Below are 26,492 nucleotides of genomic sequence, written 5' to 3'. Positions count from 1 at the left end.
GAAAAGCCGTCTGAGTCAGAAACGCCGTCAGTGCCGGAAATGCCATCTGTGCCAGATACGCCGTCAGTGCCGGAACCGTCAAAAAAGTATCTGTCCCGTATGCCGGGGGGCTTTTTTATCTATGAGGCTGATGGCGACGAGAAGATCACCTATGTCAATGAGAACGTATTAAAACTTTTCCGATGCAGGGATATGGAGGCTTTCCAGGCACTTACAGGCGGTTCCTTCCGGGGAATGGTGCATCCCGGGGATCTGGAACGGGTGGAGAGCGAGATCATGGCGCAGATCGCGTCAGACACATACGATTATGTGGAATACAGAATCTGCTGCCAGGACGGAACGGTTTTGTGGGTGGAGGACTACGGACGTCTGGTGGAGGAGGAGAACGGAAAGTATTACTTTTACGTCTTTCTCGTGGACGCTACAGAAAAAATCAGGCTGCGGAAGCTGGTGAACCGCAGGGATCATCTGCAGAGGGTACTCACCACGCTGGCAAATGATGTGGATTTTGACATACACTGCAAAGACTGTACCATTGATGTCTATGGCTGCTTTGAGCAGCGCTTCGGAAGAACGCCCAGGAAGAAGGATTTCATTCCTTTTATGTGTGAAAACTGTGAGAAAAAGGGAGAGGTGAAGCTCTTTGTGCACAGTTATCCCATGGAGGAACAGAGCTTTGACAAGGAAGAGCAGGATGTGGTCATGGTGGACGGGGAAGGCAATAACCTGTGGACCAGATGCCAGATCGCACATTTTAAGGGGAAGGACGGCGGCTTTGACAGAAAAATCGGCAGAATGCTGGACACCCATGAGCAGACCATGCGGGAGATTTACTATCGACAGGGAGCGGAAAAGGACTGTCTGACCGGTATTTACAACCGCAGGTCAGGGGAGCGGCTTATCAAACGGCGGCTGAAAAGTATGGAACAGACCACCTCCTGTATGATGATCATGCTGGATGTGGACGGATTTAAAATGCTTAATGACACCTACGGGCATCCCTTTGGCGACAACATTCTTCTGCAGGTAGCCTGTGCCCTGCAGTCCACTTTCCGGAAAAATGATATCTGTGCCCGTATCGGCGGAGATGAATTTATGGTATTTTTGGAGGATGTCAGGGATAAGGGCGTCTGTCTGAAACGGCTGCAGCAGCTTGTCACATACACGCTGCAGGACGAGAGCGTGGAGCAGTACAATGTGACCCTGTCCGCAGGTGTATCTTACCAGACCGGCAGTAAGCTTTCCTATGAGGAGATGTACCGGCGTGCCGATGAGGCCTTGTATGAGGCAAAGCGGGCAGGAAAACGCTCCTTCAGGGTATACAGTGAAAATGACGCTTGACAGGGCGTACTGCATAATATAGAATGAAATCTGCAGAGTATTCTGCTTAAAAGATGAAAAAGAAAAGAGGGATAGGATGATTCAGTAGTTTATGATTCGGAGCATGGAAGACAGAGCATTACCTGCACAGCAGGTCTGTTTTCGTTGCCGGAGAGTAGACTGACTGGAGAATGGTATCCCTATGATGATATCTTCAGCGAACCCGGTATGGGTGCGCGTATTTAAGAGTCTGTTTTTCCGGTGGAGAAGCAGGCTCTTTTTATATCAGGAAAGAAGGTATGCATAATGCTGCAGATTAAGAATCTGACTGTTACACATAAAAAAGATATGAGAACCCTGGTGGAGGATTTTTCTTTTGTACTGAACAAGGGGGACAGGGCAGTCATGATCGGTGAGGAGGGAAACGGAAAATCCACCCTATTAAAGCTTATCTATGACCCGGCTCTGGTGGACTCCTACGCAGAGTATACAGGGGAGATTGTCAAAAACCACATAAAGGCAGGGTATCTGCCCCAGGAGCTGGAAGAGCGGAACCGGGAGAAAAGCATCTGGGAGTTTTTCACGGAAGAATCAGACTTTTATAATATGTCCCCCAAAGAGCTTTCAAAGATAAGCAGGGAGCTTGGAATACCGGCGGATATTTACTATTCCCAGCAGAAGATGGGAGAGCTCTCCGGCGGAGAGAAAATCAAGCTGCAGATGGCGGGAATCCTCATGGGAAATCCCCATATCCTTCTGCTGGATGAGCCGTCCAATGACATTGATATCAGGACTTTGGAGTGGATGGAACAGTTTATGAACAGCAGTCATATTCCCATCCTCTATATCTCCCATGATGAGACATTGATCGAGCGCACAGCCAATGTCATCATTCATCTGGAGCAGATCAACAGAAAGACAAAGCCCAGGTACACGGTGGCAAAGATGGACTACAAAACGTATATGGAAAACAGGGCAAGAGGGCTCACCAATCAGGAACGCATCGCAAGAAAAGAGCGGGAGGAAGCTGAAAAACAGGAGGAACGGTTCCGCAGGATCCAGCAGAAAGTGGAGAGTGACCAGAGAAATATCAGCCGGCAGAATCCTCACGGAGGCAAGCTTTTGAAAAAGAAAATGCATGCGGTAAAAGCCATGGAACGCCGGTATCAGAGGGAGGCGGAGGACAGGACGGAGATACCCGAGACAGAGGATGCTATTTTTATCCGTTTTCAAAAGGGCACCTCCATTCCAAACGGTAAGACAGTGCTGGAGTATTCTCTCGACAGACTCGCGGTTGGAGACAGGCTGCTCTCAACACAGATTCATCTGACTGTAAAAGGACCGGAAAAAATCTGCATTACCGGGGCAAACGGTACGGGAAAGACAACACTGCTTAAAAAAATTGCTGCAACCATGGAGGGGCGTACCGATATCCGGGCCGCTTATATGCCGCAGAACTATGAGGAAAAAATGGACGGCAGCAGGACGCCGCCGGAATTTCTTGAGAAGACGGGTGACAAAGAAGAAATCAGCAGGATACGCACCTATCTGGGCAGTATGAAATACACGGCGGATGAGATGGACCACTGCATCTCCCAGCTTTCCGGCGGACAGAAGGCAAAGCTGTTCTTTCTGAAAATGAGCCTGGACGGCAGCAATGTGCTCCTTCTGGATGAGCCGACCAGAAACTTTTCACCGCTCTCCGGGCCGGTCATCCGAAAACTGCTGGCTGATTTTGAGGGGGCAGTCATCAGTATCTCCCATGACAGGAAATATATGGAGGAGGTGTGCGATACCATCTATGAACTCACAGACAGAGGGCTGGAGAAGAAATGAGGATAGACAGGGAGTATTTGACAGATACAGGCAGGTGTGGTATTCTTATAGTCAGTTAATTCATCAGGGGAGTCTGTAGCGGCAGGCTGAGAGGAAGTAATCAACTTCGACCCTTTAACCTGATATGGGTAATGCCAGCGTAGGGAGAGAAGGACGATTCCGGGAGACGTGTTGGCGTCTCCCTTTTTGTGTTCGGCGGCCCTGTCAGGATGCAGAGAGGAGAACAGAAATGCTGGGAGAAATACTGGAAAATGTCAGAGAAAGATCGCCTCTGATTCAGAACATCACCAATTATGTAACTGCAAATGACTGCGCCAATATTACATTGGCCTGCGGCGCTTCCCCGACGATGTCGGACGGGGAGGAGGAAGCAGAGGAAATGGGGCGTCTCTGCGACGGCTTAAATATCAATATGGGAACTCTCCATCCGCGCTCTGTAAAAGCCATGCTTCTGGCCGGAAAAAGTGCTGCGGGTTTTGGCCGCCCCATTGTGCTTGACCCTGTGGGAGCCGGCGCATCCACATACCGCCGGGAGACAGCAGAAGAGCTGCTCAGGGAGATTCCATTTACTGCCATCCGGGGAAATATATCTGAGATCAAGACCATTTCCGGAGGCAGAAGCAGCTCCAAAGGTGTGGATGCCGACGCAGCGGATGCTGTGACAGAGGAGAATCTGGAAAAGACCATAGCGCTGGCCAGAGACTTTTCAGGAAGGACAGGAGCTGTGATCGCCATAAGCGGCGCAGTGGATATTGTGACAGATACAAAAAACACATACATAATCAGAAACGGGCATCCCGTCATGGCAAAGATCACTGGCTGCGGATGTATGTTAAGCTCCCTCACCGCAGCCTATCTGGCTGCCAATCCTGACAGAAAGCTGGAGGCCGTGGCTGCTGCTGTCATCACCATGGGCCTGTGCGGGGAGAAGGCATATGAGAAAATGGCAGAGGAGAACAGCGGCAACGCAGGCTGCAGGAATCACCTGATCGATGAAGTATATAAACTGACCGGCCGGGAGCTGGAGAGAGGAGCAAAATATGAATTGCGTTGAGAAGAGAGAGTTGGTGAGGCGTGCCCTGCTTTTGTATGCCATTACGGACCGGTCCTGGGTGGGGGAAATGACACTTTACGAACAGGTTAAGGCGTCCCTGGACGGAGGTATCACGCTTCTGCAGCTCAGGGAAAAGGATATGCCGGATGATGAGTTCCTGCGCGAGGCAAAGGACATGAAGGCGCTGGCGGCCAGCTACCGCGTGCCCTTTATTATCAATGACAATGTGGGTATTGCGCTGGCTGTGGACGCGGACGGGGTACATGTGGGACAAAGCGATATGGAGGCGGGAAGCGCCAGGGAAAAACTGGGCCCTGACAAGATCATAGGCGTCTCTGCAAGAACCGTGGAGCAGGCTTTGCAGGCTGAAAAAATGGGCGCGGATTATCTGGGAGTCGGCGCGGTATTTTCTACCTCTACAAAAGAGGATGCAGATGTGATATCCCGGGAAACACTGCAGGAAATCTGCCGGGCTGTATCCATTCCCGTTGTGGCTATCGGAGGGATCAAGAAAGAGAATTTGATGCAGCTTGCCGGAAGCGGTGCCGCCGGAGTGTCTGTCATATCCGGTATCTACGGACAGCCGGATATCAGAAAAGCCTGTGAGGAGCTGCTGGCTCTGGCGAAGGAGATGACAGAAAAATGAGAGAAATAAAAGGGGCTGTCTTCGATGCGGACGGTACGCTGTTCGACTCTATGGGGCTGTGGGACCGGGCAGGGGAAATCTATCTGAGGCGGAAAGGAATCAGACCCGGGGAGGATACGAAGGAGCAGCTGGAGACCATGACCATGGAGGAATCCGCAGAGTATTTCCGCAGCAGTTACGGGATCCGCCTGGAACGCGATGAGATCATTGACGAATTCAACAGGATGATATATGACTGTTATGAAAAAGTGATTCGGATAAAACCGGGCGTTCTGCAGGTACTGGAGGATTTAAAGAGCCGTAATGTCAGAATGTGCATTGCCACATCTACGGACAGACCTCTGATCGAGGCAGCTCTTAAAAATAATGGGATTGATGGATATTTTACCGGCCTTCTCACCTGTACAGAGGCCGGAGCAGGCAAAAGAAATCCGCGCATTTATGAGCTGGCGATGGGGATTTTAGGTACAAAAAAAGAAGAAACTCTGGTGTTTGAAGATGCATATTTTGCCGCAGAGACAGCAAAAAAATCCGGGTTTACAGTGGCAGTTATACGCGATTTTTATTCGGAAAAGGACAGAGAAAAACTGTTGAAACTGGCAGATATTTATCTTGAAAGCTGGGAAGAATGGGGGAAAAACAGATGAAAAAGGTATTGACGATCGCCGGTTCGGACTGCAGCGGAGGAGCCGGGATACAGGCGGATATTAAGACAATAACCGTTCACAAAATGTACGCCATGAGTGTGATCACAGCTCTCACGGCACAGAATACAACAGGCGTATACGGTATCCGGGAAACAGATGCGGAGTTTGTGGCAAAACAGATGGACTGTGTTTTTACGGATATTCGTCCGGATGCAGTAAAAATCGGTATGATACCCAATGAAAAGATTATCCGTGTGATTGCAGAAAAGCTGAGAACATACCAGGTACAGGATGTAGTTTTAGACCCGGTCATGATTTCCACAAGCGGCAGCAGACTCATGTCCAAAGATGCGCAGGAAGCTCTGAAAGAAGAGCTTTTTCCTCTGGCAGCAGTGGTGACACCAAATCTTATGGAGGCGGAGGCACTCTGCGGATTTTCTGTCAGTACACCGTGTGAGATGGAGCGGGCAGCAGAAAAAATAGCGTGTTACGGTTCCGGCGCTGTCCTTTTAAAAGGCGGACATCTGGCAGATGGAGCTGATGACCTGCTGTATGAGAAAGGAAAATACATCTGGTTCTCTTCAAAGAGGATAGAAAATCCAAATACACACGGAACAGGATGTACACTTTCCTCGGCTATTGCCTGCAATCTTGCCGCCGGATACGCTCTGGAAAGAGCAATTAAGAACGCAAAAAATTATCTGACCGGTGCGCTGCAGGATGGACTTGATCTGGGTGCGGGCAGCGGTCCTTTGAACCACATGTACAGATTACCGCCTTTTGCAAATGGCTATCCATTCCGGTAATAGGTAATCTTTTCTGCAGCAATGTATACTAAAAAGAACATAAAAGTTCTATTCCTTTTATTGACAATTCTTAAAAAAATGCTTTATACTAAAAGTGTTATATGACTGGCGGAAGTGGAATGAACCACAGGGAGTATAACGTTGATTTAGCCGACCGTCTGGGCAGAAGCTGTCTGGATAGGACCGGCTTTTTTTAATGAGTCCGGTCACATTACAGTACAGTTTCCGACACAATTATTGTCTTAGAAGGAGGACTTGCAAAGATGAATAACTTCAAACAATGGGATGGATTTAAAGGTAGAATCTGGAAGGAAGAAGTCAACACACGTGACTTTATCCAGCACAACTACGCGCCGTATGAAGGAAACCAGGACTTCCTGGAAGGACCCACAGAAGCTACGGAAAAACTCTGGTCTGCACTTTCAAAACTGCAGAAAGAGGAACGTGCAAAAGGCGGCGTTCTGGATATGGATACGGAAATCGTATCCTCACTGACTTCCCATGGGCCGGGCTATATCAGTGAAGAATTAAAAGACCTGGAAAAGGTAGTGGGGCTGCAGACCGACAAACCGCTGAAAAGGGCATTTATGCCTTACGGTGGTATCAAAATGGCGGAAGATTCCTGCACATCCAATGGCTACACACCGGCTCCGGAACTTCATAAAATCTTTACAGAATATCACAAAACGCATAATCAGGGTGTTTTCGATGCGTACACACCGGAGATGAAAAAAGCCCGTCATAACAAGATTATCACAGGACTTCCGGATACCTACGGCCGCGGCCGTATTGTAGGTGACTACAGAAGAGTGGCACTTTACGGTATTGATTTCCTGATGGAAAAGAAAAAAGAAGATTACGATAACTGCGGCTGCGGTATCATGACAGATGAGATCATCCGTCAGAGAGAGGAGATCACCATGCAGTACCGCGCTCTGGCCGATATGAAGAAAATGGCTCAAAGCTATGGATACGATATCTCCAAACCGGCCGAGAATGCCAAAGAAGCAGTCCAGTGGCTGTATTTCGGCTATCTGGCAGCCATCAAGACACAGAACGGCGCTGCCATGAGCGTGGGCCGTGTGGGAACCTTCCTGGATATCTATATTCAGAGGGATCTGGAAAATGGCATGCTGACAGAGAAAGAGGCACAGGAACTGGTTGACCATTTTATCATGAAACTGAGAATGGTTAAATTTGCCCGCGTTCCTTCTTACAACCAGCTCTTCTCCGGCGACCCAGTCTGGGCTACCGTGGAGGTGGCAGGTATGGGACAGGACGGCCGTTCCATGGTGACTAAGACGGACTACAGAATCCTTCACACACTGGAGAATATGGGACCTGCGCCGGAACCGAACCTGACGGTCCTCTACTCATCCAGGCTGCCTGAAAACTTCAAGAAATATGCTGCTTATATCTCTGTGGAGACCAGTTCCATCCAGTATGAGAATGATGATGTGATGCGCCCTGTATGGGGAGATGATTACTCCATCTGCTGCTGTGTATCTGCTACACAGACAGGAAAAGAGATGCAGTTCTTCGGTGCCCGGGCAAACCTGGCAAAATGCCTCTTATACGCTGTCAACGGCGGTTTGGATGAGAAGTCAAGAGTGCAGGTTGGACCGGAATACAAACCGATCACCTCCGAATATCTGGAATATGATGAGCTGATCCGTAAATATGAGATCATGATGGACTGGCTGGCAGGACTGTATGTAAATACTCTGAACCTGATCCAGTACATGCATGACAAGTATTACTATGAAGCAGCGGAGATGGCACTGATCGATACCGATGTCCGCAGAACCTTTGCAACAGGAATCGCAGGATTTTCCCATGTGGTGGATTCCCTTTCTGCTGTAAAGTATGCCAAGGTGAAGGTGATACGCGATGAGGAAGGCGTGGCTGTGGATTTCGAGACAGAAGGAGACTTTCCGCGCTACGGAAATGATGATGACCGGGCGGATGATATTGCAGTCTGGCTGCTTCACACATTCCTTGAGAAGCTGAAAAAATACCCCACCTACCGCAATTCCGAGCCTACAACCTCAATCCTGACCATCACATCCAATGTGGTTTACGGCAAGGCCACAGGCGCTCTTCCGGACGGCAGAAAAGCAGGAGAACCCCTTTCACCGGGAGCTAATCCAAGCTACGGTGCTGAGAAAAACGGTCTTCTGGCTTCCTTAAACTCTGTTGCCAAGCTCCCGTATGAGTGGGCACTTGACGGAATTTCCAACACACAGACCATCAATCCGGGTGCCATCGGACATTCCGAGGAGGAGAGGATCAACAATCTGGTCCACATACTGGACGGATACTTTGACCAGGGCGCACACCACTTAAATGTAAATGTGTTTGGCATAGAGAAGCTGGTGGATGCCATGGAACATCCGGAAAAAGAGGAATACGCTAACTTTACCATCCGTGTATCCGGCTATGCGGTGAAATTCATTGACCTGACACGCGAGCAGCAGCTTGATGTGATTGCCCGCTCCGCACATGAGCGCATTTAGTTTGAGAAAAGGCTCCATCCATTCCATAGAAAGCTTCGGTTCCGTGGATGGACCGGGTGTCCGGTTTGTGATCTTTTTGCAGGGGTGCAAAATGCGCTGCCAGTTCTGCCACAATCCGGATACCTGGAGCACCAGTTCCATGGATATGATGTCAGCAGATGAGCTTTTAGGGCAGGCACTGCGCTATAAAGCATACTGGGGAGACAAGGGCGGAATCACTGTCAGCGGCGGGGAACCGCTGCTGCAGATGGATTTCCTGCTGGAGCTTTTTACCAAGGCAAAGGAGAATGGCGTGCATACGGTTCTGGATACATCCGGGAATCCGTTTTCCAGGCACGAGCCGTTTTTCCATAAATTCAACCGCCTTATGGAAGTCACGGATTTACTGCTTCTTGACATAAAAGAGATCGACAGCGAAAAGCATAAGATTCTGACAGGATGCAGCAACGAAAATATCCTGGATATGGCCGGATATCTGGCAGAGATCCGGAAGCCTGTATGGATTCGCCATGTTCTTGTGCCGGAGCGGAACGATTATGACGAAGACCTGATACAACTGGACGCGTTTGTTAAAAGCCTGGGCAATGTACAGCGTTTTGAGGTACTGCCGTATCACACACTGGGGATTTTCAAATGGCAGGATATGCGTATTCCCTACCCCCTGCAGGGAATCGAACCGCCCACAAAAGAGCGGGTGGAGAATGCAAACAGACTGCTTCATACAAGTGAATATACAGGTTATCAAAACGCATAAAAAGAGCGGCAGCGGAAAGACACGGGATTTCTGCTGCCGCTGCCTGTTTTTAGGTATATCTGTAAAATATAGTAATCCGGCGTTGAGTTTGTCCCGGTTTTATGCTATGATTAGAAACTGGCACAGTGATGAACTCTGATGCGGAAGGGAGCTGTATGAATGGTACTTGACGTGATCTTGGATGCTTTGCTGGATACGGCGAAGCTGATTCCTTTCCTTTTCCTGACTTATCTGGTCATGGAATACCTGGAACATAAGACAAAAAATAAATCGAAACAGATTATGCGAAAGTCGGGACATTTTGGTCCCCTTATAGGCGGCATTGTGGGGGCGTTTCCCCAGTGCGGATTTTCCGCTGCCGCTGCCAGTCTTTACTCCGGCGGGGTTATATCCGCAGGAACACTGCTGGCTATCTTTCTCTCCACTTCAGATGAGATGCTGCCCATCTTTATCTCCGAATCCGTGGCTGCAAGCACAATCCTGCGTATTCTGGGACTGAAGATCGTACTGGGAGCTGTCTCGGGATTTGCCATTGACATATTATGGCGGTTCGGCGGCAGGAAGAGAAGAGAGCGGGAAGAATACAGACATATACACAGGGACCACCATGAAAAAGAGATCCATGATCTGTGTGAATCCGAACACTGCCACTGTGAGAACGGCAGCATCATCAAATCTGCTTTTCTCCACACCCTGCAGATCACGGTTTTCATATTCCTGGTTTCCCTGGGAATCGGTTTCTGCGTGGAGCTGGTGGGCAGCCATAATATCGGTTACTTTATCAGCAGCAAACCCATGATTGGTGTGTTACTGGCTGCACTGGTGGGCCTTATTCCCAACTGCGCCTCCTCTGTGGTCATCACACAGCTCTACCTGACAGGAATCCTGGGAGCAGGACAGATGATGGCAGGGCTTCTGGTGGGAGCCGGAGTGGGCGTTCTGGTGCTTTGCAGAACGAATAAAGGAATGAAAGAGAATCTGGGACTCATTGGAATCCTTTATGGGACAGGTGTGTTCTGGGGGATTCTCATAGAGATGCTGGGAATTGTATTATAATGAAAAAGGCGAGCAGTAAAAAAGCTGACATTTCTGTATGAGATGCCAGCTTTTTTTGTGTCCATAAGATTTCCTATATCACCTGTATCCGGAAGGCAGTGGTCTGAGGCGGAATACTGGCCGTCTGGAAATTGGCATGGTTGATCCTGACCATCTGCCCGGGGCGGAGCGCCCGAAGGCTGATGGGATTTCCAAACCGGTTCAGAATAACAGTATCGTCCGTGACCGTGAACCGGATCTGGCTGTTGATATCATTGGGATTTCCCGTAAAGAGGAACCTGTTTCTCAGGTCAATGGAAGCAATCCGTCCATCCGTGGTATTGGTCTGCGGACGGGGATTTCTCCTGACAAGAAGGAGAAACGCATTGGCCTGGGGCGGGATACTTCGCGTCATCCGTGAGGAAAATACGGCATTTATCCACATACCCTGCCGAAGCTGACAGGCGTCAACACGCTGTCCGAACATATTCAGAATCACAGTGTTTCTGCCTATATTCAGACGTAAGGTCTGTATGGAAGTGGTCTGATTTGCCTCGGGAACGGCATAGGAAATAAGGATATGACCGATCGAATTATTAAAACAGAATACCTCTTCAATCAATGCATTATCTATGCGCATAATATTGCCCTGCTGAATGATTGTACCGCGGGGGTCATTGTTCATAATATGTGTACCTGAACATTATTTGTTGGTTTATTATATGCAGATCGTTTGATATTGTTATTGCATAAAAGTTTGAATAGGGGATAAATACGGATAGGAGAGTTTTGGAAAATAAGAATTTTGTCAGCAGAAAATTTATATATAAATGAATCGTGAAATTCAGATAATTTAGGTTGAGCCAGCAAGGAATACAAAATAAACCCCGCCGACTTAGCTGTAACATCAATCATAGCTCTGACTAATTGATATACAGATTACGAATACCTGCTGTTGTGTATCACAGCCAGGTATTCATAAGACAGTGCAGTGATATTCTGGTTTAAGCAGCACACACATTTACGGCCTGCATACCGCGGTTTCCTCTGGTCAAATCATAAGTCACGGCCTGGCCGTCCTCAAGAGATTTGTAACCGTCACAATTAATTCCTGAGAAATGTACGAACACATCAGATCCGTCATCCCCTGTAATAAATCCGAAACCTTTTTCTGAGTTAAACCATTTTACTGTACCTTTATTCATGAAAGATACCTCCTAATTTTTATATGCATTTTACAAAACAAAAAACGCATATAACAGTAAATCATGAATAAAAGAATGACTTACGGATATATGCGAAATCAAGGCTTTATCAAAACACTTGTTACAGATTAACATAGAAAATGGGGAATGTCAAGCAAAAAATGAAATGTCTTTACCAATATTTTCGTCATGTGTTTATACCATGTGGTTTCAGGCGCCGCTGTTCACAATGCTGTGTATCGCAGCTTGTGAACAGTTATGCCGCTGCGATACACAGCGGAGAAGACTCTTTATGTGAAAGTCTGGATGTGATAATCCAGAAATCTTTCCGCCATAGTATAATCTCTTTTTTTTATGGCATTTAGAATCATTTCATGTTCCTGATAAATAGAATCTACCTTTGCACTGTCTTTTCCGTCAGACGTAAGCCTCTGTATGATGGTTTCCAGATGATTGACGGCAAGAGCAGAGATGGCATTAAAAATGGAAATAAAAAAAGGATTTCCGGATAAACAAACGATAGCCTTATGAAAATCAATATCTTTTAAAGTCCTTTCATGGACAGAGGATGAATCGGCATAGGCAGATAATTTTTCATCCAGAGAAAGGATTTCCTCTTCGGAAGAAGAAGCGATCACGCTTTTGACTGCCCCAAGTTCTATCCATTTACGAAATTCCATGAATTCATCAAGAGCTCCATCATTCAATATGAGCATAATAGAAAGTACATCTGTCAGGGAACTTTCCGCGTTATTTACAATATAATTTCCCTCCCCATGGCGTTTCTCTACAATCCCGATCATTTCCATTGCCCGAAGGGCTTCACGGACAGATGTTCTGCTCAGATGAAAGAGAGTGGTCATATTTCGTTCAGAGGGAAGTTTATCCCCGCATTTTAATTCACCGTTTGCAAGCATTTTCTGTAATTCACTGATAATTATCTGATAACCTTTCGGTTCTGATTCTTTTTCCATTTGTTTTCCTCCGACCATTTAACGTAAGATGGCATGAAATACCATTTACCTAATAAAATATCATTTTATAAGAAAAAAATCAATGGTGTTGTGGGAGAGATTGTAAATAATATACAAAAAATGCGTGCCAAAAATCTGCATATTTTACAAATAGAGAAAATGATATCTGAAAATTATTGACAACTGGTCGTACCAGTGTATAATGTACTTAATAACTGGTATGACCAGTTCGCGCGCGGGGCTGGTGAACGGAAGGAGGTATTCCTTTGAGTGGTTTGGATATCGGTATTATTGTTTTTTATATGGCAGGTATGCTCTTTATAGGTATATATTCCGGTAAAAAACAGCAGGATTCAGATGATTATTTTGTGGCAGGCAGAAAAGCAGGTGTGTTTTCCATTACATGTCTGTGGCTTTCTTCCTGGATAGGAGGTGCTTCTATTGTGGGGACTGCCGAGAGAGCGTATTCCATGGGGATAACGGCAGTCTGGTATGTGGTTGTCATTGCAGTCAGTCTTGTGATTTTTGCGTTTACGTTTACAGGAACCATAAAAAGGCTGAGTACAAAATTGAACTTACTGACATATCCGGATTTTATTGAAAGCAGATACGATTCCAAAACGAGAATGGTGGCAACCATCTGTACAATTCTGGGTATGATCGGGTTTGTGGCGAGTCAGTTTCTGGCAGGAGGGAGTACATTAAGTGCGCTGACAGGATGGGACTCAAAGGTTTCATTGATTGTAGTTGCAGCAGTGATCACATTTTATACTGCTTTCGGGGGTCTCCTTGCGGTCACCTACACGGATTGGGTACAGACCGTAATCTTACTTCTGGGTATTGTGATCCTCGGGGTTCCGCTCAGCATTATGCATATGGACGGCGGTATATCAGCGATTCAGTCATTGCCGGATTCCTATATGAATCTCGGAGCATGGGGGTGGCCAAGTATCATCGCACTGGGATTAACGACCTTGTTTTCCTTCTATACAAATATGGATGGATATACCCGGTGTATAGCGGCAAAAGATGTGAAGACATCCAGAAGAGGCTCTCTGCTGGCTGCTGCGGGAATTTTCATCATTGCGGTGTCAGCCACCTTTTTAGGACTTAGTACAAAGGTTATTATGCCTGATCTGCCGGATAGCAGAAATGCGCTGTCTTATTTGATCATCCATATATTTCCCCAGGGACTGCGGGGAATTGTAGTGGTGGGAATTATAGCTGCCATAATGTCTTCAGCAGATATTTTAATGCTGACAGCATCTACAAATCTAACGAAGGATATCTATCAAAGATATATCAACCGGGATGTGACGGATAAAAAAATAAGACATTTAAGTACGTGCTGTTCCTTTGGAATAGGATTTGTGGCATTACTTTTTGCAATGTACCGGCAGGATATTATTGATGTTTTGTTTATTGCACTGACGATTAATTCTGCCGGATTATTTCTTCCAACCGTTCTCGGAGTGTGCTGGAAGAAAGCGAACAGCAGCGCAGCCTTTTATTCGGCGGCCTGTTCTTTGGCAGTCGTACTATTTTGGTTTTTGGGCAATGCCCTGAAGTGGGGAAAAATTTTTGAGACAGACAGTTTCTGGCCCGGGCTTGCGGTGTCAGCGCTGCTCTTTTTCCCGATCAGTATTTGGGGCAGACAGACGCCGGAAGAGAAAGCAAAACTGAAAGTATTTCAATCAGCAGGAAAACAAGGAGGTAAAGAAGAATGAAAGTTGTATTTACAGTATTTCCAGAAACAAAAGACAGAGATTTACAGACAGAGATCAACTGCCTGCCCCCGGATGCGGAAATATTGAGGGCAGTGTATGAACCGGAACATTTAGATGCTTATTATGAGATTTTAAGCCAGGCAGATGCAGTGATTTCAGACTTTGCGCCTATCAGAAAAGAAGCAATTGACAGAATGCAGAAATGTAAAATTATTGCACTGGAAACGACAGGCTTTAACTTTGTGGACGTAGAGTATGCAAAAAGCAGGGGAATCGCTGTGACCAATGTATCAGGCTACTGTACACAGGAAGTGGCTGACCACACTTTGGCTCTGATTCTTTCTCTGGAGCGTCGTTTCCCTTATCTGAGAAGGAGAATTGAGGAAGACTACGCATGGGAAATGGAAACTATTCAGAAAATGGGAGTGCACAGAATCGAGGGGCAAACGCTGGGAATCATCGGATTTGGCAAAATCGGTAAAGCGGTTGCGCAAAGAGCCCGGAGTTTCGGAATGAAGATCGTGGCCTATGATCCATATGTGTCAAAAGAGGTTATGGACAATATGAATGTGAACCGGGCAGAGCTGGATGAACTGCTGGAAATTTCGGATATCATCAGTGTACATATGAACCTGACAGAAGATAATGAGGGGCTTTTGAACATGGATATGTTCCGTAAGATGAAAAAACAGCCGTTTCTCATCAATGTAGCCAGGGGCGGAGCTGTCGTAGAGGCAGATTTGGTACAGGCCCTGGATTTGGGGCTGGTAAAAGGTGCAGCGCTTGATGTTCTGGAAAGTGAAACCCCGGATTTAACTAAGAATCCGCTTCTGCACAGGGACAATGTGATTTTAACACCGCATACAGCCTTTTATTCGGATGAGGCATACCGGATCTCACTGGAAATCGGAGCGTACAATGCGAGATATTACTGTGAAGGGAAAATGGGCCAGGTGCAGAATTTACTGTAGACAGAGGAGGAAATTATGGAGAAAGTAATACTTCATCTTCACCGCTGCAAAGCCTGCGGAAGATGCATAGAGGAATGTCCCAAAGGGGCAGTCAGCAGATCTGGAAAAACAAATAAAAAAGGGTATGAAGTCGTGGAAGTCAATCAGGAACTGTGCGTAGCCTGTGCCACATGTTACACGGTATGTCCGGACTATGTATTTGAAATCTGTTCCGGGAAAGTACAGTGAGAAGAGGAGGGACAAAAGTCTATGGAAAAGGTATTGATGAAGGGAAATGAAGCGCTGGCTGAAGCTATAATCCGCAGCGGGTGCCGTTTTTACAGCGGCTATCCCATTACGCCCCAGAATGAGATACTGGAATATTTAAGCCAGCGGATGCCGGAGGCAGGAGGAACCTTTATACAGTCCGAATCAGAACTGGCAGCCATTAATATGGTATTAGGAGCAGCAGCGGCAGGCGCCAGAGCCATGACTTCTTCTTCCGGCCCCGGTTTTTCACTGATGCAGGAAGGGCTTTCCTATCTGATCGCAGGTGATATTCCGGCTGTGATCGTGGATGTAGCCAGATTTGGAAGCGGTATCGGAGAAATCAGCCAGGGACAGTGCGATTATAAGCTGGTAACAAGAGGAAACGGACACGGAGATTCCCATCTTCTGGTATTAGCCCCGGCATCTGTTCAGGAGAGTGTGGATCTGATGATGCAGGCATTTCCTCTGGCTGAGAAATACAGACACCCTGTTATCATTCTTTCAGACGCGGCAATCGGGCAGATGGTAGAACCTGTGTGTCTGCCGCCGCAGGAAGAGGTAGATATTGACAGAGATGACTGGACTGTAAAAGGATGCAAAGGCCGGCAGGAATCAAAGAAAATCACAAATGTTTTCTATTATATGGATGATTACAACACATTTCTGAGAGAGAAATATGAGGAAATGAAAAAGAATGAGCAGAGATGGGAGAGTATTCTCACTGAGGACGCAGAGCTGATTCTCGTAGCATACGGAATCAGTGCCAGAGTCTGTAAGGAAGCTGTCTCAAAAGCAAGAAAACAGGGAATCCGTCTGGGTCTCATCCGCCCTATTTCTATTTTTCCGTACCCTGTGGACGCATTTGCTGATTTGGGAGAAAATTGCAGAGCGTTTATGACAGTGGAGATGAGTATTACCGGTCAGATGGCAGAGGATGTAAAGCTGTCTGTGCAGTGCCGATACCCTGTATATACATACGGGACAGGAATAAAAGTGCCGAGAAGTATGGACATTGTTGAAAAAGCGGTACAGATATTAGAAGGAAAGATGGAGAGGGAGGTGTTTTAAATGATGGTAAAGGCGCCGGAAAGAATAACATATACGGACGGACATTCTTTTTGCCCGGGATGCGGCCATGGAATTGCCATCCGTTTGATCGGGGAAGTGCTCCAGGAGTTAGGGCGGGAGGAAGAAGCAATCGCCGTACTGGATGTAGCCTGCGGAGGGATGCCCATTGATATCTGGAGATATGACACAATAGAGGCAGCACATGGAAGACCGGTTCCCACAGCAGTGGGAGTCAAGTTTACCAGGCCCCAAAATCCCGTCATTGCCTATCTGGGAGACGGTGCTGCTTATTCTATTGGAATTGCCGAGACAATCCATTCTGCAAGAAGAAATGACAATATTACTGTAATTGTCCTAAATAACTGTGTGTTTGGAATGACCGGAGGCCAGATGTCTCCCACCTCACTTCAGGGACAGGTAACCAGTTCTTCCGTACATGGAAAAAGTATGGAAGAAGGAGGAGGCACACTGGATGTGGTTTCACTTCTCAATAAAATGGATATCGCCTATCTGGCCAGGGCTTCCTTTTGTGATGCGGCGAATATCAGAAAGGCAAAGAAGTATATAAAAAGGGCTTTGGAAAAGCAAATGCAGGGAGCAGGATACAGCCTTGTGGAACTGCTTTCTCCCTGCCCCACAAACTGGGCAATGGAACCGGTGAAAGCAGCGAAATATATCAAAGATACGATTATGCCCGTATTTCCTGTTGGAGAATTTATTGGGAAGGAGGATGCCAGCTTATGAATAAGGAAATAATTTGTGCCGGATTTGGAGGACAGGGTGTATTGACCGCTGGGTTGATCCTCGCAGAAGCGGGCTTCCGGAAGGGGCAGAATCTTACATGGTATCCCTCCTATGGCTCTGAGATGCGTGGCGGGACAGCCAATTGCAATGTAAAGCTGTCGGATGAAGAGATTGGAAGTCCTTACTGCAATGAACTGGACATTCTGCTTGCCATGAATGCCCCTTCCGTGGAACGGTTTGAGCATATGATAAAGCCTGGAGGAATTTTGCTGTATAACAGAGATATGGTGGAGGCAGACAAAATTACACGGCAGGATATCACGACCCTTTCCGTACCGGCAAATGAATTATCTGCCGGTGCAGAGAATTCCAAAGGTGCCAATCTGGTTATGCTGGGAGTTCTGGAAAAGGCCACAGGGATGTTCGGAAAAGAGGAGCTTGCCGCTGCGATCGCCGCCTATTTCGACAAAAAGGGCAAAGGAAAATATCTGTCGGCCAATATAGCGGCTTTTGATGCAGGATACAGACTGTATTCATAGAAAGCGGGGGAAGAAATGGAACTGAATAAGCTGCTGCGCCCACAGAAAATAGTGATTGTGGGAGCCACGGAGAGAGAAACGATGGCAGGTTTCGCGTCGAGAATGTTTCTGGAACAATGCAGGGAACGGATGGAAGATCTGTATCTTGTGAGCTTGAAAAATGACAGGGTATTCGGCGTTCCCTGCTACCGGAAGATATCGGATATTCCGGGGAAAATAGACCTTGCTGTCATCTGTACACCGAAAACTACAGTACCGGCATTATTGGAAGAAGCTGCTGAACAAGGAGCAAAAGGCGCAGTTGTTTTTGCGAGCGGCTACGGTGAGACAAAGCTGCCGGAAGATGTCAGGATGGAGGAGGAATTGACAGCAAAGGCAAAAGATTTGGATATTGCTGTTATGGGGCCAAACTGCGCGGGATTTTTAAATTTCGTGGACCGGGTGTTTGCCTTTGGTTTTCTGTTCCAGGCCAGGGAGAGTGCAGGAAAAATCGGCCTGGTATCTCAGAGCGGTCAAGTCTGCATGGGGCTGATGGAGAGCGCCAAGGGGAGCTTTTCCTATGTGATATCCGCAGGAAACAGTAAAATTGTGACTATGGAGGACTATCTGGAGTTCCTGGTGGAGGATGAGAATACAGAAGTTGTAGCTGCTTATATGGAAGGAATAAAAAAGCCGGAAAAGTTCGCGCAGGTACTGCACAGAACAGTGGAAAAGAGAAAACCGGTTGTTATCCTAAAAGCGGGACGCTCCCAGAAAGGCAGCAGAGCTGCCGCCTCACACACCGGAAATCTCAGTGGATGTGATAAGCATACAGATGCGCTGTTTAAGAAGTTTGGAGTTATCCGGGTGGAGGATTTGGAGGAACTTCTTTCTGTCTGTGCTGCAATTGTAACGCTCCCAAAACTGCCGGAAAAAAACAGTCTGGCATTTGTAAATATATCAGGAGGGGAGACAACAATCTCAGCGGACGCAGGTTCCCTGTACGGTCTGGAACTTCCTGATTTTTCTAAGGAGACCACAGAACGGCTGAAAAAGGTTCTGCCACCCTTTGCCACAGCGCAGAATCCCATGGATTTAACCGGTGGAAGTGATGGGAATACCTTTGAACAGGTGGCAGAAATCGTGATGGAAGATTCCCAGGTGGAGATGCTGGTAACCTCTCTGCAGATAACAGAGAAAATTAGTGATATCACAATTTACGATTACCTGGAAGGTCTGATCCGTTACTGCATTCGACATCCGGAAAAGCCGGCCGCTGTAGTTCCGCTCATTGAATCCGGAAGAGAGAAAGAGGTTCTTGAAAAACTCAAAGCTGCCGGTGTTCCCATACTGCCGCCGCCGCATTACGGATACCGGGTCATACGGCATTTGATGGATTACACTGCATTTTTAAAAACTGCTGAAAACCGTACCGGTACAATTGCCGCACTGCAGAACAAACAGGAGGAAGACAGAATCGCACTGTCCGAGCATCAGTCAAAGCAGATTTTTATAGATTATGGGATTCCATGTCCGAAAGAAAAACTGACGGTTACCTGGAAAGAAGCGGCGGCCTGCGCGGCAGAAATGGGCAAAAAGGTGGTCTTGAAAATCGAATCCAATGATATCCTGCACAAGTCAGAAATAGGCGGAGTACGTGTTGGGATTCAGGGAGAACAAGAGATAAAAAATGCCTATCAAGGTATCATGGAACGTGCAGAACAAGAGCGCCCGGATGCAAAAATCAATGGCATACTGGTTCAGGAGATGCTGGAAGAAGGTCTGGAAATGATAATCGGTGTTACCTGTGACCCCAATCTGGGACCAATGATCCTTCTGGGAATGGGCGGTATCTTTACAGAGATTTTCCAGGATGCAGTCCTGTATCCTGCCCCCATAAATCACTGGGAAGCAGAAGAGATGATAAGTTCCCTGAAGAGCAGCAGGCTGCTTGCGGGATACCGGGGACAGCCTCCTCTTGACATAAAAGCTTTGGCAGACTGCCTGGTATCTGTGAGCCGTCTGGCAGAAGATTACAGGGAAAAACTGGTGGAGATGGATATCAATCCGGTTTTTGTATATCCGGAGGGAAAAGGAGTAAAAGCTGCGGATGGATTAATGGTGTTATGCCGGAAACCCTAAAAGGGAGGTTTATGTATGAAGAAAAAAGGTCTTGGGGGATGGGTAACTGGGGCATTGATGATTGCAGGCATCTGCTATGCGGCGTCTTATTCGTTGCCCTATATCAAAGGGATTTTTTACGATCCCATGATGAAGGCAACCGGTGCTACAAACACACAGCTTGGACTGATCATGTCAGTGTATGGATTTGGAAATGTGATATTTAACCTCATAGGAGGCTTTGTCACAGATAAACTGGATTATAAAAAATGTATTATTGTATCGCTGCTTGGAACCACGGCTCTCAGTGTATGGCTGGCATTGGCACCGTCAGTGATCAATATGTATATTATATGGGGATTGTTTGGTGTTACTACATTTTTTGTGTTTAACCCATCTATTTTTAAACTGCCCCGTATGATAGTGCCGGAGCATCTGGTTGGTGAATCGGTTGGCATGTTTTCTTTTGCACAGTCAATCGGCTATATGGTTATCAACTTTACTTCTTTATATGTATATAATCTCGCAGAAAAATCTGTGGGACAGGTCCCTGCATTTTCAACAGTTGTGTGGGTTTATGCGGGATTTACATTTGTATCCGCCCTGGGATGTATTTTCATATTCAGGAAGGTAGAGGATGTGAATACGGAAGGAGATGAGAATGAGAAGTTTACGTTCTCCCAGCTGGCATTGGTTATGAAGGAACCTGGGCTTTGGATGATGATCATATGCGGGTTCTGTATGTTTTCAACCATGGCTACCACGTCTTATTTTGTACCGTATTTTAATGATGTGTTTGGCGTTGCGGTGACATTTTCCGGAGTGCTGGGAGTGCTGAATCTATACGGAGGAAGGTTGTTCAGCCCTATTCTGGGCAAGATTGCAACGAAGACGAAATATGTCTCCAGAATGGTAATATTCGGAACTTCCGCGCTGATTGTATTTCTTATATGTATTCTTCTTTTTTCTGCAAAAGTTCCGTTGGGGGTTCTGGTGGCAGTGTCTCTTATTACCGGAATCGTGTGTACCTTATTTACCAATATTTGTCTGGCACTGCCTCCGGAAACAAATGTTGCCAGACAGGCCAGCGGTACGGCAATGGGTTTATACGCGGCTCTTGCTTACTCACCGGATTTGTTCCAGCATTCCCTGTTTGGGTTCTGGCTGGATCACTATGGAAACAGAGGATATGTGTTTATGTTTATATATACAATCATTCTGCTGGCTGTCGGAGGAACAAGTGCGGCTGTACTTTACAGAAGGAGTAAGAAGGCACGGTTATTTGAGGAAAACTGAATAAAATATTGTTGAGGAGTCAGGATTGGAACACAGAGCGTCATTTGGAAAGAGAAAATGGCGCTCTTTTTTTGTTGACTCAGTATAAAGGAGCTTGTAAATAGATGGAAAAATAGGTATACTACATACGGGCAGAGCCGTCTCTGCCACATATCGCGCCATATACGTGTTTTAGTTTTAAAATAAAAGGAGTGTGCCAATATGCCAGTATTTGATTTCAGCAACAGTTCAGACGACAAAAAGAGTAATGAGTTCCATTGTACATACACGGTATTTCGTTCCAATGAGAACGCTGCTTCACCCCAAAAGCCCATCCTGCTTCTGGACAATCATAAACGGGAATGGAAACATCATTCCTGTGGTGTCTTTGCAGATCAGGATAAGCAGACGGTATTTGAGTTCAAAGAGGAAGACGGTACGGTGCCGGCAGATATTCTCAAAGTAGACGCCCGCTTTGTAAGCCTCCTTCACTGGCTGGGTGAGAACCGCATTAATGTGCGCCTGTCCGGCAAGAACATGGAAGACGGGTATGCAGTCTACAAGATTCGGGAAATTGCTTTCGGAGGAGGGACAAAGCTCTCCGCAGAGGATGGATTTCTTCAGTTCATGATTGAAAGATTACTGGCAGGCGGTGCACCTGCAGAGGAGATTGAGGACGAGGACCAGGAGGAAACCGGTGACAGCATGAAGCTCACCAGCCTGCAGAGCATAACGGATTTTATGACCTGTGCGGGTAAGACTCTGCCTGATAATATACGCCTCTGGGCCAGAAGAAACCTTGCTGTCGCACGCTCCCATGAAGTCTCCCCGGAGGAGCGCAGACATGCGCAGCGTGCACTTTCCATTATGATGAATATTCAATGGAAAAACAATTATTTTGAAGCCATTGACCCTCAGGAAGCGCGCAGAATTCTGGATGAAGAGCTCTACGGCATGGAAAGGGTGAAGCAGCGGATCATGGAAACGATCATACAGATCAACCGCACACATACCCTCCCTGCATACGGCATTCTGCTGGTGGGCCCTGCGGGCACGGGAAAATCCCAGATCGCCTATGCGGTTGCCCGCATTTTAAAACTGCCGTGGACCACCTTGGATATGAGTTCCATCAACGACCCGGAACAGCTCACCGGAAGCTCCCGTATCTATGCAAATGCAAAACCGGGAATCATTATGGAGGCATTTTCCATGGCGGGAGAATCCAACCTTGTCTTCATTATCAACGAGCTGGATAAAGCGTCTTCCGGAAAGGGGAATGGAAATCCGGCGGATGTGCTTCTGACCCTTCTCGACAATCTGGGCTTTACAGATAACTATATTGAGTGTATGGTTCCAACGGTCGGCGTGTATCCCATAGCTACAGCCAATGATAAGGAGCAGATCAGCGCACCGCTCATGTCAAGGTTTGCTGTCATTGATATTCCGGATTACACGGCGGAGGAAAAGAAAATCATATTTTCAAAATTTGCCCTGCCAAAAGTCCTGAAACGTATGGGCCTGCAGGAAAAGGAATGTGTTGTGACTGCAGAGGCTGTTGACGCAGTCATAGAAAAATATGCAGATACGACAGGTATCCGTGACCTGGAACAGGCGGCAGAGCACATGGCGGCCAATGCGCTGTATCAGATAGAAGTGGACCGTGTGGCAAAAGTAGTTTTTGATGGGGAGATGGTGAGACATCTGCTGGCATAATAAAGTTTTGCTTAAGAGCGAACAGAAGGGTACCATGTGTTTCATATCTTATGCCGGTGATATCTGTTATGAATTAATATGCTTTAAAAGCGCTTGCTGGAAATAGCAGGCGCTTTTTTAAAAAGGAGAGCTGACACAAATCTGTCAGATGTTAATTTTGTTTTACTCGTCAATTCTTTACCTAAACTCTTTTTAAAAACCTCCTCGTAAAAAAGACGACCCACAAAAAGCAGGTCAGCAGACCAAACAAAAAGGAAAAGAGACTTGCCCCGTCCATCAGCAATTTTCCAATCCAGAAAGACGGAAGAAATGCCATTATGAAATGATACGGAGCAGGTATGAACCATATTAAAATAAGCCCTGCAAAGCTAATCCCCATCAGTTTTGAAAGCGCAAGACCTTCAACGCGGTTTCCGGCAATGGAGACCACCATCATGGCTAAAAAGATACCGGTAAAACTGCTGATAACCGAACTCGACAGAAGGATTTTAAAAGAAAAGGATGAAAGTTTGAACACTGCAGCAACTGTCATGGTAATAAAAAACGCCCATATCATGGGAAGTCCGATACGTGCAAATAAATAGGAACGGCCCTCTGCAGGCGTGATCTGATAAAAGGCACTTAACCCCTCATCTCTCTCTTCTAAAAGCAAAAATGCAGATATCATTGCGACAAACATAGGTGTCAGACAAATCAGCATACCGTCCATCAGACCATACCAGGGCGTTATGGAAAAGGCGAATTCTTTAATCAGTATGGTATTGATATATGGAATAGCAAACTTAAAAAATATTCCGGCTAAAAACGGTGCCGGAATCAGAACGAGCAGCATGCCGTCTTTTGCTATCTGTCTTAATCCGATTTTAAAAAGTTTCCCTGTATGTTTCATGTGCCTCCGCCTCCTTCTGATTCCAAAGCAGCTCCAATCCGTTTGTCAGCCAAAAACAATGCGATGCCAAGCCAGATAAGAAGATTCATCCACATCCAGCCATGGATACTCCGGGAGCCGTGGACGGAAAGGTTGATCAAATGCCACAGTGCCGTTCCCGGAAAAATCTCTAAGAGCGGATGCGTGATTCCAAACGCTGTGAGGACCGGCGGTATTGACAGCAGAACAGCAGGAAGCAAAACGATGATCATATAATGATTGACTGAACGGGCAAAGGATGCCGCCATCAATCCCATGAGATTAAAGACAACTGCGCCAAGGAACACACTGAAGGATAAGAGCACAAGATTCACCCCGGTTCTCATGGCAGACAGAACGATCAGGTCAGCCGATACCGTTGACAGGATTGCCAGAGATACGGATTTGGACCATACGTATTCCACCGGCCGGAGAGGGGAAACGCTCCAGAAACCATGCAGGCCTTCCCCTTTTTCAAGCAGCCAGATCCCGCCCATAAAGAAAAGGCCGAGCATTGCGGGGTCTGTTAAAATGATAAGGGATGCGGTTATACTTTTATATTCCCGGGGGATGATCAAAAGCACAGCAATGTACACAGCGCTGAAAAAGGCATATAGAAAATAAAAACCATATTTTATCTGAAAACGAATATCGTTTTTTAAGGCATTTAAGAGTCTCATTGCAGCCCCCTTCCGGTCAACGCAATAAATATATCCTCAAGTGTTTGTTCTTTTGAATGAATACTTGTCAGGCTGCCTTTTTTCAGCGCCGACTGGAAATTCTGGGAATGGGCAAGACCGGAGAGCGTACAGATATTTCTTATCTCTTTTTCGTTTTCCGAAAAACTGTATTCCACTTCTGTATCGGCACCGCTTTTCCGCAGAGCATGGGGAGAGTCAATTGCTTTAATGGTTCCGTCAACGATAAAAGCGACACGGTCACACAGCTCCTCTGCATCGTGCATGTTATGGGTGGTGAGAATGATGGTTTTTCCCATTTTTTTCTGCTCTAAGATCATGTCTTTCAGTATTCTGGCGTTTGCCGGGTCAAGACCGCTGGTAGGCTCATCCAGGAAAAGGAGTTTCGGCTCATGAAGCAGGGAGCGCACAAAACCAAGCCGCATTTTCATGCCTTTAGAATAATCCGCTACCTTTTTATCCGCGTCATGGCGAAGACCCACCTTTTCTAAAAGCTCCATCGGGTCCAGGGGCTTGCGGGAATAGAGGGACGCGAAATATTTTAAATTTTCGGCAGCAGTGAATTTACTGTAAAAATTGGGGAACTCAAAATCCACACCGATATTTTCATAATAATCACTTGTTCTGTTCTTCATCTCTGTATCAAAAACACGAACATTTCCGCGATAATTCCTAAGAGTCCCCGTTAAGATTTTCTGCATGGTACTTTTTCCTGCGCCGGACGGACCGAGAAAGCCAAATATCTCGCCTTGCTGAACAGCAAAACTGATTCCGCGAATGGTATCTGATTTGGCAGATGGATATTTTAGAAAGACATTTTGAACATCAATCACCTTCATCACTTATCATCTCCTTTAACACACCGTCCAGAATAAGTTCCATGATCGTCTGTTGATCAGCAGCGTTTTCCTGCTGCAGATTCAGGAAACTGATGGCAAGTGTCTGCAGTGTTTTTGTCGCTATCTCAATGCCGCATTTGAACTGAACACCATATTCCTGAAGCTTGATAAGTTCATGTCCGTCATCCTTTGTATGTGCTTCGATCACTTCAGGGGGCAGTTTGCGGTATAAATAATCAGCCGTTTCACTGTTGGCTTGTTTCAGCATGGGATACCGCTGTAATTCTTTGAACATCCAAAGAAAACACTGTTTGCAGAGCTCCCTTGGCGGTAAAGAACGGTTTTCATTTAAGAACGCATCCATTTCCCGCCACATTTTAAACTGCAGATTTCCGGCAATGTCCATGTAAAGGTGTTCTTTATTGGAATAAAAAGAGTAAAAGGAACCTTTGGCAATACCGGCAGCCTGTACGATCTCGTCAATGGTCACCTTTTTTATTCCATATGAAGTAAACAGCCGTTCTCCTTCCTGCATCAATTTCTGCTTTATGATTTCTTTTTCCGCGTCACTGAACTTTGGCATAGATTTATCCTCCAATCTATATGACTAAACAATATGTTTTAGTCATATAGATTATATTCCTTGTATTTGGCTTTGTCAATGGAAGAGTTGGAAAATCCCGAGGCAGCCAGTACGACATGGAATCGAGTGTCCCATGTCTGTACATTGCGAAGCCTGTTGCCGGACAAGGGACAGTAACCCAGGGGTGTAGAATTACGCCTGAATCGGCAGAAAAGAAATGACTTTCCTATATGTCTGTGATAAGATATGGCTGATAGATATGGAATTTGTATAAAAAACGCAGGGA

General features: G+C 46.6%; 25 protein-coding genes and 2 riboswitches. Of the genes, 18 read left to right on the top strand and 7 right to left on the bottom strand.

Annotation, left to right across the window (positions count from 1 at the left end; translation table 11 throughout):
* Positions 1–39 precede the first annotated feature (39 nt).
* The 9 genes from WMO65_RS11915 to WMO65_RS11875 all read left to right on the top strand — a co-directional run bounded on the left by WMO65_RS11915 (position 40) and on the right by WMO65_RS11875 (position 10,635).
* Entirely contained in the window at positions 40–1,341 is a 1,302-nt protein-coding gene (locus tag WMO65_RS11915; RefSeq protein WP_306799871.1) for a sensor domain-containing diguanylate cyclase, read from the top strand.
* A 285-nt stretch (positions 1,342–1,626) separates the two neighbouring features.
* Positions 1,627–3,156 (top strand): ATP-binding cassette domain-containing protein, encoded by a 1,530-nt coding sequence (locus WMO65_RS11910; protein WP_148391570.1) that lies wholly within the window; start codon positions 1,627–1,629, stop codon positions 3,154–3,156.
* A 55-nt stretch (positions 3,157–3,211) separates the two neighbouring features.
* Positions 3,212–3,319: riboswitch (TPP riboswitch) on the top strand.
* Between the two features lie 66 nt (positions 3,320–3,385).
* Positions 3,386–4,210, top strand: coding sequence for a hydroxyethylthiazole kinase (gene thiM / locus WMO65_RS11905; protein ID WP_148391569.1), 825 nt, complete (start codon positions 3,386–3,388; stop codon positions 4,208–4,210).
* The gene (gene thiE, locus WMO65_RS11900) at positions 4,197–4,856 is read left to right on the top strand and encodes a thiamine phosphate synthase (protein WP_148391568.1); all 660 of its coding nucleotides are present in this window, start codon (positions 4,197–4,199) and stop codon (positions 4,854–4,856) included. Before thiM ends, thiE begins: the two co-directional genes overlap by 14 nt.
* Positions 4,853–5,503, top strand: a complete 651-nt coding sequence (locus tag WMO65_RS11895) for an HAD family hydrolase (protein WP_054351115.1) — start codon at positions 4,853–4,855, stop codon at positions 5,501–5,503. Before thiE ends, WMO65_RS11895 begins: the two co-directional genes overlap by 4 nt.
* On the top strand, positions 5,500–6,309 hold the full coding sequence (gene thiD / locus WMO65_RS11890) for a bifunctional hydroxymethylpyrimidine kinase/phosphomethylpyrimidine kinase (RefSeq protein WP_033140611.1): 810 nt from the start codon (positions 5,500–5,502) through the stop codon (positions 6,307–6,309). Before WMO65_RS11895 ends, thiD begins: the two co-directional genes overlap by 4 nt.
* Positions 6,310–6,400: 91 nt before the next feature.
* A riboswitch (ZMP/ZTP riboswitch) is annotated at positions 6,401–6,480 on the top strand.
* Positions 6,481–6,572: 92 nt separating this feature from the next.
* Positions 6,573–8,825: a formate C-acetyltransferase gene (pflB, locus tag WMO65_RS11885; protein ID WP_033140486.1), complete on the top strand. Its 2,253-nt coding sequence runs from the start codon at positions 6,573–6,575 to the stop codon at positions 8,823–8,825.
* Positions 8,812–9,579, top strand: coding sequence for a pyruvate formate-lyase-activating protein (pflA, locus tag WMO65_RS11880; RefSeq protein ID WP_148391567.1), 768 nt, complete (start codon positions 8,812–8,814; stop codon positions 9,577–9,579). Before pflB ends, pflA begins: the two co-directional genes overlap by 14 nt.
* A 159-nt stretch (positions 9,580–9,738) precedes the next feature.
* Positions 9,739–10,635, top strand: coding sequence for a putative manganese transporter (locus tag WMO65_RS11875; protein WP_148391566.1), 897 nt, complete (start codon positions 9,739–9,741; stop codon positions 10,633–10,635).
* 73 nt (positions 10,636–10,708) lie between these two features.
* Here WMO65_RS11875 and WMO65_RS11870 read toward each other — a convergent pair whose 3' ends face one another.
* The 3 genes from WMO65_RS11870 to WMO65_RS11860 form a co-directional block, all read right to left on the bottom strand.
* On the bottom strand, positions 10,709–11,299 hold the full coding sequence (locus WMO65_RS11870) for a hypothetical protein (RefSeq protein WP_033140483.1): 591 nt from the start codon (positions 11,297–11,299) through the stop codon (positions 10,709–10,711).
* 319 nt (positions 11,300–11,618) lie between these two features.
* The gene (locus WMO65_RS11865) at positions 11,619–11,819 is read right to left on the bottom strand and encodes a cold-shock protein (RefSeq protein ID WP_148391565.1); all 201 of its coding nucleotides are present in this window, start codon (positions 11,817–11,819) and stop codon (positions 11,619–11,621) included.
* Positions 11,820–12,109: 290 nt separating this feature from the next.
* Positions 12,110–12,793, bottom strand: coding sequence for a FadR/GntR family transcriptional regulator (locus tag WMO65_RS11860; protein WP_187370524.1), 684 nt, complete (start codon positions 12,791–12,793; stop codon positions 12,110–12,112).
* 266 nt (positions 12,794–13,059) lie between these two features.
* Here WMO65_RS11860 and WMO65_RS11855 point away from each other — a divergent pair, with 266 nt between their 5' ends.
* The 9 genes from WMO65_RS11855 to WMO65_RS11815 all read left to right on the top strand — a co-directional run bounded on the left by WMO65_RS11855 (position 13,060) and on the right by WMO65_RS11815 (position 23,179).
* Positions 13,060–14,520 carry a sodium:solute symporter family protein gene (locus WMO65_RS11855; protein ID WP_148391563.1) on the top strand — a complete coding sequence of 487 codons (1,461 nt, stop codon included), beginning with the start codon at positions 13,060–13,062 and terminating at the stop codon, positions 14,518–14,520.
* Entirely contained in the window at positions 14,517–15,491 is a 975-nt protein-coding gene (locus WMO65_RS11850; protein ID WP_148391562.1) for a C-terminal binding protein, read from the top strand. Before WMO65_RS11855 ends, WMO65_RS11850 begins: the two co-directional genes overlap by 4 nt.
* 15 nt (positions 15,492–15,506) lie before the next feature.
* Complete coding sequence (locus WMO65_RS11845) at positions 15,507–15,719, top strand: 4Fe-4S dicluster domain-containing protein (RefSeq protein WP_054351121.1); 213 nt, start codon at positions 15,507–15,509, stop codon at positions 15,717–15,719.
* 21 nt (positions 15,720–15,740) lie between these two features.
* Complete coding sequence (vorB, locus tag WMO65_RS11840; protein ID WP_148391561.1) at positions 15,741–16,808, top strand: 3-methyl-2-oxobutanoate dehydrogenase subunit VorB; 1,068 nt, start codon at positions 15,741–15,743, stop codon at positions 16,806–16,808.
* The gene (locus WMO65_RS11835) at positions 16,809–17,552 is read left to right on the top strand and encodes a thiamine pyrophosphate-dependent enzyme (protein WP_148391560.1); all 744 of its coding nucleotides are present in this window, start codon (positions 16,809–16,811) and stop codon (positions 17,550–17,552) included. It abuts the gene before it with no gap.
* A complete protein-coding gene (locus WMO65_RS11830) occupies positions 17,549–18,091 on the top strand; it encodes a 2-oxoacid:ferredoxin oxidoreductase subunit gamma family protein (protein ID WP_033140475.1) in 543 nt (180 codons plus the stop codon). Before WMO65_RS11835 ends, WMO65_RS11830 begins: the two co-directional genes overlap by 4 nt.
* A gap of 15 nt (positions 18,092–18,106) precedes the next feature.
* Positions 18,107–20,212 carry an acetate--CoA ligase family protein gene (locus WMO65_RS11825; protein WP_148391559.1) on the top strand — a complete coding sequence of 702 codons (2,106 nt, stop codon included), beginning with the start codon at positions 18,107–18,109 and terminating at the stop codon, positions 20,210–20,212.
* Between the two features lie 15 nt (positions 20,213–20,227).
* The gene (locus tag WMO65_RS11820; protein WP_033140473.1) at positions 20,228–21,487 is read left to right on the top strand and encodes an MFS transporter; all 1,260 of its coding nucleotides are present in this window, start codon (positions 20,228–20,230) and stop codon (positions 21,485–21,487) included.
* Between the two features lie 201 nt (positions 21,488–21,688).
* Positions 21,689–23,179 (top strand): AAA family ATPase, encoded by a 1,491-nt coding sequence (locus WMO65_RS11815; protein WP_148391558.1) that lies wholly within the window; start codon positions 21,689–21,691, stop codon positions 23,177–23,179.
* A gap of 181 nt (positions 23,180–23,360) precedes the next feature.
* Here WMO65_RS11815 and WMO65_RS11810 read toward each other — a convergent pair whose 3' ends face one another.
* Genes WMO65_RS11810 through WMO65_RS11795 form a run of 4 tightly spaced genes read right to left on the bottom strand, consistent with a single transcriptional unit; the run spans position 23,361 to position 26,206 of the window.
* On the bottom strand, positions 23,361–24,068 hold the full coding sequence (locus WMO65_RS11810) for an Rv2686c family ABC transporter permease subunit (RefSeq protein ID WP_148391557.1): 708 nt from the start codon (positions 24,066–24,068) through the stop codon (positions 23,361–23,363).
* The gene (locus tag WMO65_RS11805) at positions 24,065–24,766 is read right to left on the bottom strand and encodes a fluoroquinolone export ABC transporter permease subunit (protein ID WP_148391556.1); all 702 of its coding nucleotides are present in this window, start codon (positions 24,764–24,766) and stop codon (positions 24,065–24,067) included. Before WMO65_RS11805 ends, WMO65_RS11810 begins: the two co-directional genes overlap by 4 nt.
* Complete coding sequence (locus WMO65_RS11800) at positions 24,763–25,617, bottom strand: ATP-binding cassette domain-containing protein (RefSeq protein ID WP_148391655.1); 855 nt, start codon at positions 25,615–25,617, stop codon at positions 24,763–24,765. The genes WMO65_RS11805 and WMO65_RS11800 overlap by 4 nt, the downstream gene beginning before the upstream one ends.
* Complete coding sequence (locus tag WMO65_RS11795) at positions 25,610–26,206, bottom strand: TetR/AcrR family transcriptional regulator (protein WP_033140467.1); 597 nt, start codon at positions 26,204–26,206, stop codon at positions 25,610–25,612. The genes WMO65_RS11800 and WMO65_RS11795 overlap by 8 nt, the downstream gene beginning before the upstream one ends.
* Between the last annotated feature and the right edge of the window lie 286 nt (positions 26,207–26,492).

Source organism: Blautia caccae, assembly GCF_040095955.1.
GTDB lineage: Bacteria > Bacillota > Clostridia > Lachnospirales > Lachnospiraceae > Blautia > Blautia celeris.
This window is presented reverse-complemented; position numbering and strand designations above follow the sequence as displayed.